Below are 14,354 nucleotides of genomic sequence, written 5' to 3' on the forward strand. Positions count from 1 at the left end.
CTACCCCAGCGACAGCATCTCCTCGGCCGCGGCGAGCACCCGCTCGCGGTCGGCTTGCACCAGCCCGATGCGGGTGCGGCGGTCGACGATGTCGTCGACGCTCAACGCGCCCTCGTGGCTGACCGCGTACTCGAACTCGGCGCGGATGACGTCGATACCCTCGGCCACCGGGTCGATCGGCCGCTCACAACTCGCGGCCTTGATGACGTTCGGCGCCTCGGCGCCGTAGCGCGCCACGAGCGACGACGGCAGGTCGGTCGGCGAGCGAAGGGTGGCAACGGGATTGGCCGGCGCACCGACCAGCGGCAGGTTACGGGTGCGGCATGCCCCGGCGGTCAGGCCGCGCAGTTCGATCGCCTTGTCGAGCACGTCCTCGGCCATGTACCGGTACTCGGTCAGCTTGCCGCCGACGACGCTGATCACGCCCGACGGTGATTCGATGACGGCGTGGTCGCGGGACAGATCGGCCGTCCGGCCCTCCCCTGCGTCGATCAACGGCCGCAGTCCGGCGTAGGCGCCGATCACGTCCGACTCCGCCAGCGCCACGTCGAGCGCGGTGTTGACGGTGTCCAGCAAAAACGAGACCTCCTCCGGCGTGGGTTGCGGCACATCGGGAATCGGCCCCGGCGCGTCCTCGTCGGTCAGGCCCAGATAGACGCGGCCCAACTGTTCGGGCATCGCGAACACGAACCGGTTGATCTCGCCGGGGATCGGGATGGTCAGCGCGGCGACGGGGTTGCCGAAGGCCGCGGCGTCGAACACCAGGTGCGTTCCCCTGCTGGGCCGCAGCGTGATCGTCGGATCGACCTCACCCGCCCACACCCCGCCGGCGTTGATGACCGCGCGGGCGCGAACCTCGAAGGAGGCACCGGACAGCTCATCGGTCAGCGTCACCGAGGCGCCGGTGGCCGCCGAGGCCGCCACCCGGGTCAGGATGCGGGCGCCGTGTTGGGCCGCGGTGCGGGCCACCGCGGTGACCAGGCGCGCGTCGTCGATCAACTGCCCGTCGTAGGCCAGATACGCACCGTCGAGTCCGTCGCGGCGCACGGTCGGGGCCAGTTCGACGGCACGCCCGGCGTCGATTCGCCGCGATCGGGGCAGCGTCGAGGAGGGGGTGCCCGCCAGCCTCCGCAGCCCGTCGCCGGCGGCGAAGCCCACCCGCACCAACGCCCGTGACATCCGGTTCATCGACGGCAGCAGCGGAACGAGCTGCGGCATCGCCTTGGCCAGGTGAGGCGCGTTGCGCGTCATCAGGATTCCGCGTTCGACGGCGCTGCGTCGGGCGATGCCGACATTGCCGGTGGCCAGGTAGCGCAGCCCCCCGTGCACCAGCTTCGAACTCCACCGGCTGGTGCCGAACGCCAGATCGTGCTTTTCGACCAGCGCCACGCTCAGCCCACGACTCGCGGCGTCGAGCGCGATGCCCGTGCCGGTGATGCCGCCGCCGATCACGACCACGTCGAGTTGCCCGCCGTCGGCCAGCGCGGCGAGGTCGGCCGTGCGGCGTGCCGCGTTGAGCGCGGTCGGGCCGGTCACGGTGCGAGGTATCCGTTCAGGCAGCGCGCGAGTTCGACGTCGAGCGCTTCGGTGTCGACGATCGGCGCGATGATCTGGCCGGACTGGACCACCGAACGGCCGACCAGCAGGCACACCGCGGCGAGCTTTCGTGGTTCGCCCTCGCGGACGCTGCCGTCCTCCTGGGCGAGTTTGATCTCGTTGGCCAGGGTGTCGATCATGACCTGCTGACTGGTGCCCAACCGTTCGGCGGTGTAGACCATCGTCAGCTCGGGAGCATCGCGCAACACCGACAGCACCACGTCGTCCTCACGCAGTCGCTTGCCGACCCCGACCATGCGCTCCACGATCGCCTCGCGCCCCACCCCACGGCTGGGCACGGCATCCAGCGCGCCGGTGATGCGTCGGGTGAGCAGTCCCGCCAGCACCGACCGGGTGTCGGGCCAGCGCCGGTACACCGTCGGTCGGCTGACCCGGGCGCGGCGGGCGATCTCGGCGAGAGTGACCCGATCGGCGCCATAAGCGGTCACGCAGTAGGCCGCGGCGTCTAGGATCCGCTCATCGACCGTCGGCGATCGACCGTTACGGATTGACGTCATGTGTAATACTGTAACGTATGACGCGTCCGGAGGACCAACCCAACGCCCTGTTACCGCCGATGAAGTGGAACGCCTGGGGCGACCCCGGCGAGGCCAAACCACTCTCGGAGGGCATCCGGTCCCTGCTCAAGGCGGCCCTCGGCGTCGAAGGGTCGACGAGCCCCGACCTCGAGGCCGAACAGGTCCGATTGTCGCCGTCGGCGCTGACCGACGCCGACCGTGACGCACTGGCGAAGATCGTCGGCGCCGATTACTGCCGCGTCGACGACCGGCACCGGTTACTGCGCGCGGGCGGCAAGTCCACCCTGGACCTGTTGCGCCGCAAGGACTCCGGAGTCCAAGACGCCCCCGACGCGGTGCTGCTCCCCGGCGACGAAGACGAGATCGCGGCGGTTCTGCGGCACTGCGCCGACAACGACATCGCGGTGGTGCCGTTCGGCGGCGGCACCAGCGTGGTCGGCGGGCTGGACCCGATCCGCGACGGATTCCGGGCGGTGGTGTCGCTGGATCTGCGCCGACTCGACGAACTTCACTCGCTCGACGACATCTCCGGCGAGGCGGAGTTGGGCGCGGGCGTCACCGGCCCGCAGGCCGAGCGACTCCTCGGCGAACGCGGGTTCTCGCTCGGCCACTTTCCGCAGAGCTTTCAGTTCGTCACCATCGGCGGACTGGCCGCGACCCGTTCGTCGGGACAGAACTCCGCCGGCTATGGCCGCTTCAACGACATGATCCGGGCCCTGCGCGTCGTCACCCCGGCAGGGGTCCTCGACCTGGGCCGCGCCCCGGAGTCGGCCGCCGGGCCGGACCTGCGGCAGATGCTGATCGGCTCGGAGGGGGTGTTCGGGGTCATCACCCGGGTGCGGGTACGCGTCCGGCCGGTGCCCACCGCCACCCGGCACGAGGCGTGGTCGTTTCCCGACTTCGCCGCCGGGGCCGACGCGTTGCGCGCGGTCGTGCAGACCGGCACCGGCCCGACGGTGATCCGGTTGTCCGACGAGGCCGAGACGGGCGTCAACCTGGCCACCACCGACCGCATCGGCGAGGACCAGATCACCGGCGGCTGCCTGGCGATCACGTCGTTCGAGGGCACCGAGGCCCACGTCGCGAGCCGGCACGCCGAGACGCGGGCGGTGCTACAGGCCGCCGGTGGCACCTCGCTGGGCGACGGGCCGGCGCTGGCCTGGGAGCACGGCCGGTTCGGCGCCCCGTATCTGCGTGACTCGCTGCTGTCGGCCGGGGCGTTGTGCGAGACGCTGGAGACCGCGACCACCTGGTCGAACCTGCATGCGCTGAAGGCCGCGGTCACCGAGGCGCTGACGAACGCACTGGCCGAAACGGGCACGCCCGCGCTTGTGCTGTGCCACATTTCGCATGTGTACCCCACCGGAGCGTCGCTGTATTTCACGGTGGTGGCCGGCCAGCGCGGCAACCCCGTCGAGCAGTGGAGCAAGGCCAAGGCGGCCGCCTCCGAGGCCATCATGCGCGCAGGCGGCACGATCACCCATCACCACGCGGTCGGCGCCGATCACCGGCCGTGGATGCGCGACGAAGTCGGTGACCTCGGCGTCGAGGTGCTCCGCGCCGTCAAGGCCACGCTCGACCCGAAGGGAATCCTGAACCCGGGCAAGCTGATTCCATGATCTCGCGGGTGACGATGTTGACCAACCCGGCGTCGGGGCACGGCAGCGCGCCGCACGCGTCCGAACGCGCGGTCGCGCAGTTGCAGAAGCGCGGCGTCGACGTGGTCGCGATCGCGGGCACCGATGCCGACCACGCACGTCGACTCGTCGAGGCCGCCCTCGAGCGTGGGATGGACGCGCTGGTGGTGGTCGGCGGTGACGGCATCATCTCGCTCGCCCTGCAGGTGCTCGCCCAGACCGACATTCCGCTGGGCATCATCCCGGCGGGCACAGGCAACGACCACGCCCGCGAATTCAACATTCCGGCAAAGGATCCCGAGGCCGCCGCCGACGTCATCGTGGACGGTTCGGCCCGGTCGATCGATCTGGGCCGCATCCGGGGTGCCGACGGCACCGAGAAGTGGTTCGGCACCGTGATGGCCGCCGGCTTCGACTCGCTGGTCACCGACCGGACCAACCGAATGCGCTGGCCGCACGGCCGGATGCGCTACAACCTCGCGATGCTCGCCGAGCTGTCTCAGTTGCGGCTGTTGCCTTTTCGGTTGACGTTCGACGGTCGCGAGTTGGACACCGAGTTGACGCTGGCCGCGATCGGAAACACCAAGAGCTACGGCGGCGGGATGCGGATCTGCCCCGAGGCGGACCCGTTCGACGGTCTGCTCGACGTGACGATGGTGGCCTCGGCATCGCGGACGAAGCTGATCCGGTTGTTCCCCACCGTGTTCAAGGGCACCCACGTCGACCTCGACGAGGTGCGCACCGAGCGTGCCCGCACCATCACCGTGGACTCCCCCGGCATCAACGCCTATGCCGACGGCGAGTACGCCTGCCCGCTGCCGGTCGAGGTGTCGGCGGTGCCGCAGGCGCTGCGGATCCTGACGCCGACTCCCTGACGCGACCGGCCCCGGCGGGCCTCAGCCCACGCCCCGGCTGAGCCAGCTCACCTCGGCGCCCGCGCCGCCGTCGCGGTAGGGTTCCAGCGCCTCGTCCCAGGCGGTGCCGAGCACGGAGTCGAGTTCGGCGGCCAGCATGTCGGCCCCCGCGGCCATCAGCGCGCGCAACCGCATCTCCCCGACGATCACGTCGCCGTTGGCGCTCATCGCCCCGCTCCACAAGCCCAGTTGCGGGGTGTGGCACCAGCGGTGGCCGTCGACGCCGGGGCTGGGATCCTCGGTCACCTCGAACCGCAGCACCGACCACGAGCGCAGGGCGTTGGCCAGCGCCGCGCCGGTGCCCACCGGACCGATCCAGTTCGTGACCGCGCGAAGCTGGCCGGGCATGGCCGGCTGCGGGGTCCACTTCAGGTTCGCCCGCGCCGACAGGGTCGACGACAACGCCCACTCGACATGCGGGCACACCGCCGCGGGTGAGGCGTGGATGTACACCACGCCTGTCGTCGCGTCGGCGAACTGGTTCGCTGCACGCATCTTGCTGCTCCTTCGGCTCCACGAGGGACGTCTTCCCCAACGACCTCGTCGAATTTCCGAAATTACAGCCGTGTCATGCGTGTCTATTGTGCCTTGTGAGGCCCCTGTTGCGCTAGTCTGCGCTGAATTCTCTCAGGACTTCGTCAGACAACGCCGGCCAGCGGGGATAGGCCCAGTCGCCGAAGTTGCGGTCGGTGAGCACCACCAACGCCAGGTCAACGGCCGGATCGACCCACAAAAACGTCCCTGACTGGCCGAAATGCCCGTAGGTACGGGCCGAGTTGGCCGTGCCCGTCCAGTGCGGGGACTTCGCCCCGCGGATCTCGAAGCCCAGCCCCCAGTCATTGGGTCGTTGCACCCCGAACCCCGGCAGCACCCCGGTCAGGCCGGGAAACTGCACGCTGGTGGCCTCGGCGTGCATCTGCGCCGAGACCGTCGCAGGTCGCAGCAGGTCCGACGCGAAAACGGCCAGGTCGGCGACCGTCGAGGTGGCCCCGAAGCCCGCCGCCTCGGCGCCGTCCTCCAGCGCCGAACCGGTCATCTCCAGTGGTTGGAACACCGCCTCGGACAGGTACCGGCCGAACTCGATGCCCGAGGCCCGCGCGATGGTCTCGGCGAGCACCCGGAAGCCGTAGTTGGAGTAGACGCGCCGCTTGCCGGGTTCGGCCATGGTGTCCGGCGCGTTCATCGAGTACCCCGCCGCGTGGGCGAGCAGATGCCGCACGGTGGATCCGGGCGGGCCGGCCTCGGTGTCGAGGTCCACGGCGCCCTCTTCGACCGCGATCTGCGCGGCCCGGGCGGTCAACGGCTTGGTCACCGACGCCAGTGCGAACCGGTGCGTGACGTCGCCGTGCTGAGCCAGCACCCCGGTCGGCCCGATCACCGCGGCGGCGGCGGTCGGCACGGGCCAGTCGGCGATCGCCTCGAGCGCAGTCATCGCGCCGAGCTTAGCCCGCGACGGGTGCGCTCCACGCCGCGGCGATCGCGGCCACGTGCCTGGCGTCGGTACCGCAGCAGCCCCCGAGCACACTGACCGCGGGCAGCCGGTCGCGCAACGCCGCGTGGCGTTCGGCGAGATCGGCGGGATCGCCCTCGTCGAGTTCGGTGGACTCGTCGAGTTCGGCGTGGCTCTTGGCCGACGCGTTCGCGCGCAACCCGACCAGGCGTTGCCGCCATGGCCCGTCCTGGTCGAGCGCGCCCGAGAAGTGCGTCGGATGCGCACAGTTGACCATGAAATACGCGGCGGCACCGTCAGTTTCGGCATCGACGAACTCGATCGCCGCACCCAGCGGCTGGCCTGTCGGCAGCCGTCCGTCGGTCTCGACGGTGAAGGAGATCACCGCCGGAAGGCCGAGGCCCGTCGCGGCACGCACGATGCCAATCGCCTCCTCGGCGTTGGTCATCGTGATCGCGGTGACCTGATCGACGCCAGCCTGGGCGAACGAGCCGATCTGGACGGCGTGGTACCGCTCGGCGGCCGAGGCGGTCATCGCCTCGCCGGGGTCGTAACCGTCGCCGCGCGGCCCGACGCACCCGCTGACCACGCCGGTGACGCCGTCGGCGGCCGCGGCCGCACGCACCTCGTCGGCGAGCGCGACGGCGGCCCGGTTGGCGGCGTCGAGTCGCTGCGCCGAGTAACCGAGCTGACCGGCCCAGTCCGGGTTGGCCCGCCAGGTAGGGGTCTCGACGATGAAGCCCGCGCCGAGACTGCGGGCGATGTCGAGGTAGCCGTCGTAGTAGCGGCGCAGCCTGGCGCGCGTTTGGGGGCGCTCCACCAGTGGAAACGCCGCGAAGGCCGGCAGGTCGAGGCCGTCGAGGAAGACCAGCTCGGTCTCCAGCCCGCCGTCGGTGACGAACAGTCCGCCGCCGAGCTGCGCCAGCACGCTCATCGGGCGGTCTTTCGCGCGACGTAATAGTCGTTGATCGGATCGGAGTCGAGCCCGTGGACCGCCACGTCCTCGAAGCCGGCGTCGGCCAGCATCGAGGTGGCCGTCTGCCGACCCCAGCAGGTGCCCAGCCCGTCGCCGTCCAGCCCCAGCGACACGCTCATGCAGTGCATCGTCGACACGGTGTAGAGGTACGGCGCGAACGGCATTCCGACGTTGTCCTCCAGCCTGCTCGACGCCTTGATGTCGACCATCAGGAAGACGCCGCCTGGCCGCAGCGCGCGGTAGATGTTCTGCAACACCGTCGTCGGGTGGGCCTGGTCGTGAATGGCGTCGAAAGCGGTGATGACGTCGTAGGTTTCGGCCGCGTCGAGGTTCGCCACATCGGCGGCGACGAACGTCGCGTTGGTCAGACCCAGCCGGTGGGCCTCGTCTCGGCCGGCACCGAGACCCTCGTCGGAGAAGTCGATGCCGGTGAACCTGCTGGTCGGAAACGCCCGCGCCATCACGTTGACGGCATGTCCACTGCCGCAGCCGATGTCGGCGACCTCGGCGCCCTCCTGCAGCCGGTGCGGCAGTCCGTCGGCCATCGGCAGGATGACGTCGACCAGCGCGGCGTCGAACACCGCGCCGCTCTCCTCGGCCATCAGCGTGTGAAATCGCGGGTACTCGCTGTAGGACAGGCCGCCTCCGCGTCGGAAGCACTCGATGACCTTCTGCTCCACCTCCGCGAGCAGCGGGATGAATTGCGCGACGCGCGCGAGGTTGTCGGGCCCCGCGGCGCGGGTGAGCGCCGCGGCACGATGCGGCGGCAACGCGTAGGTGCCTGCGCCGGGGTCGTAGTCGACGACTCGCGCCGCCACCACCCCGCCGAGCCATTCGCGCACGTACCGTTCGTTGAGCCCCGCGGCGTCGGCGATCTGCGCGCTGGTGGCCGGGGGCAGGTTCGCCAGCGTGTCCCACAGCGCGGTCTGATGTCCGATGGACAGCAGGATCGTCAGGCTTGCGCTGTCGATGGCACCGACGAGCCGCTCGGCGAACTCCTCGGTGGTTTCCGTCTCGTGCTGCAGTGTCGTCATGGTCGAACGGTAGGCCTGCCGGGCCCCGGATGACATCGGTTGAACCATGTAATTTGCCCCCGCGCCGTGGGGCAAATGATGCACCTGGCTACAGCAGGTTGTTCTCGTGCGCCCATGTCAGCGCCGCCGTGCGCGACGAGACCCCGAGTTTGGCGTAGATGTTGGCGAGGTGGCGCCCGACGGTCTTCTCGCTGATGCAGATCTGCTCGGCGATCTGCCTGTTGGTCACGCCACCGGCGACCCGGCACAGGATCTCGACCTCTCGCTTGGTGAGGCCCCCTGGTGCGCTCGGACCGCACGGTTCGACCGGTTCGACCCCGAGTTGGCGGTAGATGTTCTCGGCCGTCGCGGTGTCGGCGGCGGCCGCCTCCGTGTCGCCGATGCCGTTGTGCGCCAGTGCCATCCACTCGTAGACCTGAGCGGTGTCATAGCGGGACTGCTGGGTGCGGTACTCCCGAAGCGCCGCCTCCAGCGCTGTCATCGCCTCGGCGTGTCGGCCCTGTCGCACCAGTACCGCACCGCGGGCGTGCGCGGCCCACGCCCGAAATCCCGGCGTCCCGAACATCTGCGCACCGGATTCCAGTTCCTCGCAATGTCTTTCGGCTTCGTCGAGGCTGTCGCGGACCAGCGCGACCTCGACCGCGCCGGGTAGCAACGACATCCGGTCGAGCAGGTCGAGCCCGGCCAGCGCCACCCGCAGATCCGTCCAGGCGGTGTCGCTGTCCCCGATGCGGCAGCGCAGCAGCGCCTCGCCGGGTTGCGGCTCGATGCCCCACGTCCTGGCCCGGGCGAACGCCGCGAACGCGCCCTCCACGTCGCCGCGCATGCGGCGCACCTCACCGAGTTGGTAGTAGCCCTCGCCCGCCGCCCAGCCGTTGACCTCCTCGAGCGTCCGGCTGGCGCTGTCCAGCTGTTCCTCGAGCAGGCGCAGGTCGCCGGTGGCCGCCTGCACCTGCAACCGGTGAACGTCGCAGACCCCGCCGTAGGTGTCCGATCCGGCGTACTCGTGGCACCACCGCTGCATCGACTGCGTCCAGGCCCGCATCCTGGGCAGGTCGGCCAGCCGGTGACAGTGGTGCAGCACGATGCAATAGATGTCGCCGGCCCATTCCAGCGGAATCTGGTCGGCCAGCACGGGCAGCATCGCCTCGTCGATCAGGCCGTAGGCCTCGGGCATCCGGCCGCCCAGCATCGCCTCCAGACCCTCGGCGACCCGGCACAACGCGGTCACCGGGGGCGATTCAAGCCGGGCGCACAGCTCCCGCAATTCCGCCACGCGCTGCGTGAGCATCGCGGTGTCTCTGCTCATCACCGCCACGACCGCATCGAGATAGGCCAGATATCCGTGGGTCGTGCTCTGCGGTGTGTCCACCAGCAGCCGCCGCGCCCGGTTCATCCAGCCCTGCCCGATATTGAGGTCGCCACGGGTCAGCCACGCCAGCGCGACGTCGACGGCCTTCATCGCCGCCGACTGCGGATCGCTGCGCGACAGCAGCGTGAACACCCGCTCGGCGACCCTCAGCGCCTCTTTGCCGCGGCCGAGGCGCCAGGCCGCGGCGGCCATCGCGTCGAGGTCGTCGACTCCCAGCGACATCTCCTCGGCCGCCCGCAGGTAGGCCTCGTAGGAGGTGTGCCAGTCGCGGCGGGCGTGGGCATTGCGAGCCGCGAGCAACAGCTCGGTGGTGTGGGTATCAATTCCGGTGACCATCTGTTCTGTGAACGGTATTCCCCTCAGTCCAGTTCGATCGACCGTTTGGCCAGGCCCATCCAGTATCCGTCGATCACCTGGCGCGGGGGTTCGCCGGCGTCGGAGGCCGCCCCGAGCGTGATGAACAGGGGCGCGAAGTGCTCGATCGTGGGATGCGCGTAGGGCATACCGGGCGCGCGGTGGCGGAAGTCGATCAGCGCGTCGACGTCGCCGGCGGCGAACCGCTCGGCGGCCCACGCGTCGAACTCCGTCGACCAGTCCGGCGGTGCTGCGTCCGGTGTCCAGTCGGTCAGGAACGGCAGCCCGTGCGTGGTGAACCCGGATCCGATGATCAGCACACCTTCGTCGCGCAGCGGCCGCAGCCGCCGGCCCAGCTCCAGCAGTCGTTGCGGTTCCAGCGTCGGCATCGAGATCTGCAGCACCGGGACGTCGGCGTCGGGATACATCACCGTCAGCGGGACGTAGGCGCCGTGGTCGAGCCTGCGGTGCGGGTTCTGGCGGACGCGTTCCCCCGACATCAGCGACTCGACGCGGGCGGCCACCTCCACGGCACCGGGCGCGTCGTAGGTGACGTCGTAGTAGTGCTCCGGGAAGCCCCAGAAGTCGTAGGTCAGCGGCGTTTGCGTGGAAGTGGACCCGATGGTCAGCGGCGCGGCGTCCCAGTGCGCGGAGACGACGAGGATCGCCGCCGGCCGCGGCAGCTCACGGGCCCAGGCCGCCAGTTGCGACACCCACAGTTCGTCGTCGACCAGCGGGGGCGCCCCGTGGGACAGATACAGCGCGGGGATCATGAGTTCAGCCTCGCACTTCGGCGTGATCGGCGAATCCCGATAGGTTGGAATGTATGAGTCAAACGGTGCGCGGTGTGATTTCACGCAAGAAGGGTGAGCCGGTCGAGGTGGTGGATGTGGTCATCCCCGACCCCGGCCCGGGCGAAGTGGTGGTCGACGTCGTCGCGTGCGGGGTGTGCCACACCGACCTGACCTACCGCGAGGGCGGCATCAACGACGAGTTTCCGTTCCTGCTCGGCCACGAAGCCGCCGGCACCGTCGAGTCGGTGGGGGCGGGCGTGACCAACGTGGCACCCGGCGACTTCGTGATCTTGAACTGGCGCGCGGTGTGCGGTCAGTGCCGCGCCTGCAAACGCGGTCGCCCGCACCTGTGCTTCGACACCCACAACGCCGCGCAGAAGATGACGTTGACCGACGGCACCGAGTTGACTCCGGCGCTGGGCATCGGCGCGTTCGCCGACAAGACCCTGGTGCACGAGGGCCAGTGCACCAAGGTCGACGGGGCGGCCGACCCGGCGGCCGCGGGCCTGCTGGGCTGCGGGGTGATGGCAGGGCTGGGCGCCGCGGTCAACACCGGCGCGGTGACCCGTGACGACACCGTGGCGGTGATCGGCTGTGGCGGGGTGGGCGACGCCGCGATCGCGGGGGCCCGACTCGTCGGCGCCAAGCGCATCATCGCGGTGGACACCGACGACAAGAAGCTGGCCTGGGCGCGCGAGTTCGGCGCCACCCACACCGTCAACGCCCGCGAACTGGACCCCGTCGAGACGATCCAGGACCTCACCGATGGGTTCGGCGCCGACGTGGTCATCGACGCCGTCGGTCGCCCGCAGACCTGGAAGCAGGCGTTCTACGCGCGCGATCTGGCGGGCACCGTTGTGCTGGTGGGTGTTCCGACGCCGGATATGACGTTGGAGATGCCGTTGGTCGATTTCTTCTCCCGCGGTGGCTCGCTGAAGTCGTCGTGGTACGGGGATTGTCTTCCCGAGCGCGACTTCCCCACCCTGATCGACCTGTACCTGCAGGGCCGATTCCCGCTGGACAAGTTCGTCACCGAACGGATCGCGCTCGACGAGGTAGAAGTAGCGTTCGGGAAAATGCATGGTGGAGAGGTTCTGCGCTCGGTGGTGGTGTTGAAATGAGCGCTCTGGGGAAGAGGAGACATTAAATGAACGGTGGACCGATTCAACGGGTGGTCACCTCCGGAAAGTTCGAACTCGACGGGGGCAGTTGGGACGTCGACAACAACATCTGGATCGTCGGCAACGACTCCGAGGTGGTGGTGTTCGACGCGGCCCACGACGCCGAACCGATCAAGGCGGCCGTCGGCGACAGGCATGTGGTGGCGGTGGTGTGCACGCACGGCCACAACGACCACGTGACCGTCGCCCCCGAGCTCGGCCAGGCGCTCGACGCGCCGGTGCTGATGCATCCGGCAGACGATGTGCTGTGGCGAATGACGCACCCCGACAGCGAATTCCGCACGGTCGACGACGGCGACACCTTGACCGTCGCGGGTATCGAGCTGCGGGCAATCTACACGCCGGGGCACTCCCCCGGGTCGGTCTGCTGGCATGCGCCCGAACTGAACGCGGTGTTCAGCGGCGACACCCTGTTCCAGGGCGGACCGGGCGCCACCGGCCGGTCGTATTCGGACTTCCCGACGATTCTGGAGTCGATCTCGGGGCGACTCGGCAAGCTACCCGGCGAGACCGTCGTCTACACCGGCCACGGCGACTCCACCACCATCGGTGACGAGTTGGTCAACTACGACGACTGGGTGGCCCGCGGACACTAGGGCCCAGCCGGGGTTCAACCGAGAATGCGCCGCTTCTCGGCGGTGTACTCGTCTTCGGTCAACGCCCCCGAATCGCGCAACGCGGCCAGCTGCCTGAGCTGCTCGAGCCGGATGCCCTGTTCGCTCGGTACGGCCGGCTGCTCGGGCGGCGGCGGCGTCGGCAGCGGGTCCGCCTCGGCGGCGTTCCTGGCGATACGCGCCGATCCTGTCAGCGCAGCCGCCAGCATCACCAGGCTCAGCGCGAACAGGCCGCCGAACGGCCACAGCAGCCAGCCGTGGGAACGGTCGTCGCCGAACGCCAGCCGGGGGTCGATGTAGCCGCCGACCTCTCCGTCGGTGACGATCTCGTAGTCACCCGGTTCGGCGATGTGGGCCGTCCAGACGCGGACGTGCGCGTCGTTGTTGACCGTCGTTGTGCCGCCGAGGCTCTCGGTCACCGTGGGCTCCGGTACGCCCGGCGGCGGGGTGATCGACATCTGCAGTTGCGGCACCGGCAGCCCGCTGGTGGGTTGGCCGCTGATCAGCGTGTGGAAGCTGATCGTCACCTCGCCCTGCGGCAGGTGCAGGCTGCCCGTGCCGGGGACGTCGACCTCACCGTGGGCGTCGAACTCGTCGAACACGAATGCGTTGAGGATCAGCACTGCGATGAAGCCGACGATCGCTGTCACCAGAGTCAAGATCGAGCCCACCAGCACGATCCGCACCGCGCGCCTCATGGGCGAAAGTCTGTCATGGCCGGGGGCTGACCACCGCGACAACGCGGACTACGGTCGGGGTTGAGACATATGTCCGCTGGCACGACACGGAGGTCGCGATGTTGCCCGAATCCAGCATCGTCGTGCGCCCGGAACCCTTGGGAAGCGCCTCCTTCACCGCGAGTTCGCGGCTGCAGGCGGCGGGTCTGCGCCCGGCGATCGCCCTGTTCGAGGCGGCGGCGTCGGATGTTCCGTTGCCGAGGCCGCCCCAGCCGATCGTCATCGCCGACTACGGCGCCGCGACGGGCCACAACTCGTTGCTACCGGTCGGTGCCGCGATCGCCGTGCTGCGCAAGCGGACCCGGGCCGACCACTCGATCCTCGTCGTACACACCGACGTGCCCGGGAATGATTTCACCGCGACCTTCCGCACCCTGGCCGACGATCCGGACAGCTACCTGCACAACGACGCGGCCACGTTCGCGTCGGCGGTCGGCCGGTCGTTCTACGAGCAGATCATCCCGTCCGGCAGCGTGCTTCTGGGCTGGAGTTCGTGGGCGGTGCAGTGGCTCAGTCGCGTGCCGGGGCCGGTTCCCGACCACATCCACGTGGCCTACAGCGCCGACGCCGACACCCGGGCGGCCTACGCCAGACAGGCGGCCCACGACTGGCGCGAGTTTCTCGCCTTTCGCGGCCGGGAGTTACGGCGGGGCGGCCGCCTCGTGGTGATGACCATGGCCGTCGACGAGCACGGTGAATTCGGGTACCGACCACTGCTGGCCGCGCTGGCCGACACGCTCGACGAGTTGGCCGCCCAGAAGGTGCTCACCTCCGACGAGGCCAGGCGGATGAGCATCCCGACGTTCGGGCGCAGCGAAGCCGACTTCCTGGCGCCGTTCGCGCCGAAGGACCGGTTCGAGCAACTCGAGATCGAACACCTCGAGGTGTTCAACGCCGAGGACCGCTTCTGGAACCAATACCAGATCGACGGGGACGCAGACGCATTCGGTGCACAGTGGGCGGCTTTCATTCGGGCGGCGGTGTTCTCGACCCTGGCACGCGGACTCGACGGTGGCCCTGCGGACCCGCGCACCGGGCAGTTCTTCGACCGACTGGAGGCCGGTGTCGCCGCGCGCATGGCCGCCGCACCCGAACAGCTTCACATCCCGCTGGCGCACGTGGTGTTGGTCAAGCGGCCGAGAGCGCACTGAACCGA

Annotated in this window: 14 protein-coding genes; 5 read left to right on the forward strand and 9 right to left on the reverse strand. The window is 69.7% G+C overall.

Features of this window, described 5'->3' with window-relative positions:
• Both ABQE89_RS04890 and ABQE89_RS04895 read right to left on the reverse strand, forming a co-directional pair.
• Window positions 1–1,536, reverse strand: a complete 1,536-nt coding sequence (locus ABQE89_RS04890) for a glycerol-3-phosphate dehydrogenase/oxidase (RefSeq protein ID WP_448414689.1) — start codon at window positions 1,534–1,536, stop codon at window positions 1–3.
• On the reverse strand, window positions 1,533–2,114 hold the full coding sequence (locus ABQE89_RS04895) for a TetR/AcrR family transcriptional regulator (RefSeq protein ID WP_448414691.1): 582 nt from the start codon (window positions 2,112–2,114) through the stop codon (window positions 1,533–1,535). Before ABQE89_RS04895 ends, ABQE89_RS04890 begins: the two co-directional genes overlap by 4 nt.
• 59 nt (window positions 2,115–2,173) lie before the next feature.
• Between ABQE89_RS04895 and ABQE89_RS04900 the strand changes: the two genes are divergently transcribed.
• Both ABQE89_RS04900 and ABQE89_RS04905 read left to right on the forward strand, forming a co-directional pair.
• Window positions 2,174–3,754, forward strand: coding sequence for an FAD-binding oxidoreductase (locus ABQE89_RS04900; RefSeq protein ID WP_448414829.1), 1,581 nt, complete (start codon window positions 2,174–2,176; stop codon window positions 3,752–3,754).
• Window positions 3,751–4,647: a diacylglycerol kinase gene (locus ABQE89_RS04905; RefSeq protein ID WP_448414693.1), complete on the forward strand. Its 897-nt coding sequence runs from the start codon at window positions 3,751–3,753 to the stop codon at window positions 4,645–4,647. Before ABQE89_RS04900 ends, ABQE89_RS04905 begins: the two co-directional genes overlap by 4 nt.
• Window positions 4,648–4,668: 21 nt before the next feature.
• On the opposite strand, the gene ABQE89_RS04910 is transcribed toward ABQE89_RS04905, so the two are convergent.
• The 6 genes from ABQE89_RS04910 to ABQE89_RS04935 all read right to left on the reverse strand — a co-directional run bounded on the left by ABQE89_RS04910 (window position 4,669) and on the right by ABQE89_RS04935 (window position 10,645).
• Complete coding sequence (locus ABQE89_RS04910; protein ID WP_448414695.1) at window positions 4,669–5,181, reverse strand: DUF3145 domain-containing protein; 513 nt, start codon at window positions 5,179–5,181, stop codon at window positions 4,669–4,671.
• Between the two features lie 112 nt (window positions 5,182–5,293).
• Entirely contained in the window at window positions 5,294–6,118 is an 825-nt protein-coding gene (locus ABQE89_RS04915) for a serine hydrolase domain-containing protein (RefSeq protein ID WP_448414697.1), read from the reverse strand.
• Window positions 6,119–6,128: 10 nt separating this feature from the next.
• On the reverse strand, window positions 6,129–7,070 hold the full coding sequence (locus ABQE89_RS04920) for a homocysteine S-methyltransferase family protein (protein ID WP_448414699.1): 942 nt from the start codon (window positions 7,068–7,070) through the stop codon (window positions 6,129–6,131).
• The gene (locus ABQE89_RS04925; protein ID WP_448414701.1) at window positions 7,067–8,146 is read right to left on the reverse strand and encodes a class I SAM-dependent methyltransferase; all 1,080 of its coding nucleotides are present in this window, start codon (window positions 8,144–8,146) and stop codon (window positions 7,067–7,069) included. Before ABQE89_RS04925 ends, ABQE89_RS04920 begins: the two co-directional genes overlap by 4 nt.
• An 88-nt stretch (window positions 8,147–8,234) precedes the next feature.
• Entirely contained in the window at window positions 8,235–9,854 is a 1,620-nt protein-coding gene (locus tag ABQE89_RS04930; RefSeq protein ID WP_448414703.1) for a LuxR C-terminal-related transcriptional regulator, read from the reverse strand.
• Window positions 9,855–9,877: 23 nt separating this feature from the next.
• Window positions 9,878–10,645, reverse strand: a complete 768-nt coding sequence (locus tag ABQE89_RS04935) for a dioxygenase family protein (protein WP_448414704.1) — start codon at window positions 10,643–10,645, stop codon at window positions 9,878–9,880.
• A 53-nt stretch (window positions 10,646–10,698) separates the two neighbouring features.
• On the opposite strand from ABQE89_RS04935, the gene ABQE89_RS04940 reads away from it, so the two are divergent.
• Together ABQE89_RS04940 and ABQE89_RS04945 are read left to right on the forward strand one after the other, a co-directional pair.
• On the forward strand, window positions 10,699–11,787 hold the full coding sequence (locus ABQE89_RS04940; protein WP_448414705.1) for an S-(hydroxymethyl)mycothiol dehydrogenase: 1,089 nt from the start codon (window positions 10,699–10,701) through the stop codon (window positions 11,785–11,787).
• Window positions 11,788–11,813: 26 nt separating this feature from the next.
• The gene (locus ABQE89_RS04945; RefSeq protein ID WP_448414707.1) at window positions 11,814–12,443 is read left to right on the forward strand and encodes an MBL fold metallo-hydrolase; all 630 of its coding nucleotides are present in this window, start codon (window positions 11,814–11,816) and stop codon (window positions 12,441–12,443) included.
• A gap of 14 nt (window positions 12,444–12,457) precedes the next feature.
• Here the strand turns inward: ABQE89_RS04945 and ABQE89_RS04950 are convergent, their stop codons facing one another.
• Window positions 12,458–13,159: an SHOCT domain-containing protein gene (locus tag ABQE89_RS04950; RefSeq protein ID WP_448414708.1), complete on the reverse strand. Its 702-nt coding sequence runs from the start codon at window positions 13,157–13,159 to the stop codon at window positions 12,458–12,460.
• Window positions 13,160–13,260: 101 nt separating this feature from the next.
• On the opposite strand from ABQE89_RS04950, the gene ABQE89_RS04955 reads away from it, so the two are divergent.
• Window positions 13,261–14,349 (forward strand): class I SAM-dependent methyltransferase, encoded by a 1,089-nt coding sequence (locus ABQE89_RS04955; protein ID WP_448414831.1) that lies wholly within the window; start codon window positions 13,261–13,263, stop codon window positions 14,347–14,349.
• Window positions 14,350–14,354 lie beyond the last annotated feature (5 nt).

The organism is Mycolicibacterium sp. XJ1819 (genome assembly GCF_053483675.1).

Bases quoted from the DNA above. Each gene is read 5' to 3' on its own strand.
- ABQE89_RS04925 (WP_448414701.1), bottom strand. From the start codon at position 8,146: ATGACGACACTGCAGCACGAGACGGAAACCACCGAGGAGTTCGCCGAG.
- ABQE89_RS04945 (WP_448414707.1), top strand. From the start codon at position 11,814: ATGAACGGTGGACCGATTCAACGGGTGGTCACCTCCGGAAAGTTCGAA.
- ABQE89_RS04915 (WP_448414697.1), bottom strand. From the start codon at position 6,118: ATGACTGCGCTCGAGGCGATCGCCGACTGGCCCGTGCCGACCGCCGCC.
- ABQE89_RS04920 (WP_448414699.1), bottom strand. From the start codon at position 7,070: ATGAGCGTGCTGGCGCAGCTCGGCGGCGGACTGTTCGTCACCGACGGC.
- ABQE89_RS04910 (WP_448414695.1), bottom strand. From the start codon at position 5,181: ATGCGTGCAGCGAACCAGTTCGCCGACGCGACGACAGGCGTGGTGTAC.
- ABQE89_RS04940 (WP_448414705.1), top strand. From the start codon at position 10,699: ATGAGTCAAACGGTGCGCGGTGTGATTTCACGCAAGAAGGGTGAGCCG.
- ABQE89_RS04905 (WP_448414693.1), top strand. From the start codon at position 3,751: ATGATCTCGCGGGTGACGATGTTGACCAACCCGGCGTCGGGGCACGGC.
- ABQE89_RS04950 (WP_448414708.1), bottom strand. From the start codon at position 13,159: ATGAGGCGCGCGGTGCGGATCGTGCTGGTGGGCTCGATCTTGACTCTG.
- ABQE89_RS04935 (WP_448414704.1), bottom strand. From the start codon at position 10,645: ATGATCCCCGCGCTGTATCTGTCCCACGGGGCGCCCCCGCTGGTCGAC.
- ABQE89_RS04895 (WP_448414691.1), bottom strand. From the start codon at position 2,114: ATGACGTCAATCCGTAACGGTCGATCGCCGACGGTCGATGAGCGGATC.
- ABQE89_RS04900 (WP_448414829.1), top strand. From the start codon at position 2,174: ATGAAGTGGAACGCCTGGGGCGACCCCGGCGAGGCCAAACCACTCTCG.
- ABQE89_RS04930 (WP_448414703.1), bottom strand. From the start codon at position 9,854: ATGGTCACCGGAATTGATACCCACACCACCGAGCTGTTGCTCGCGGCT.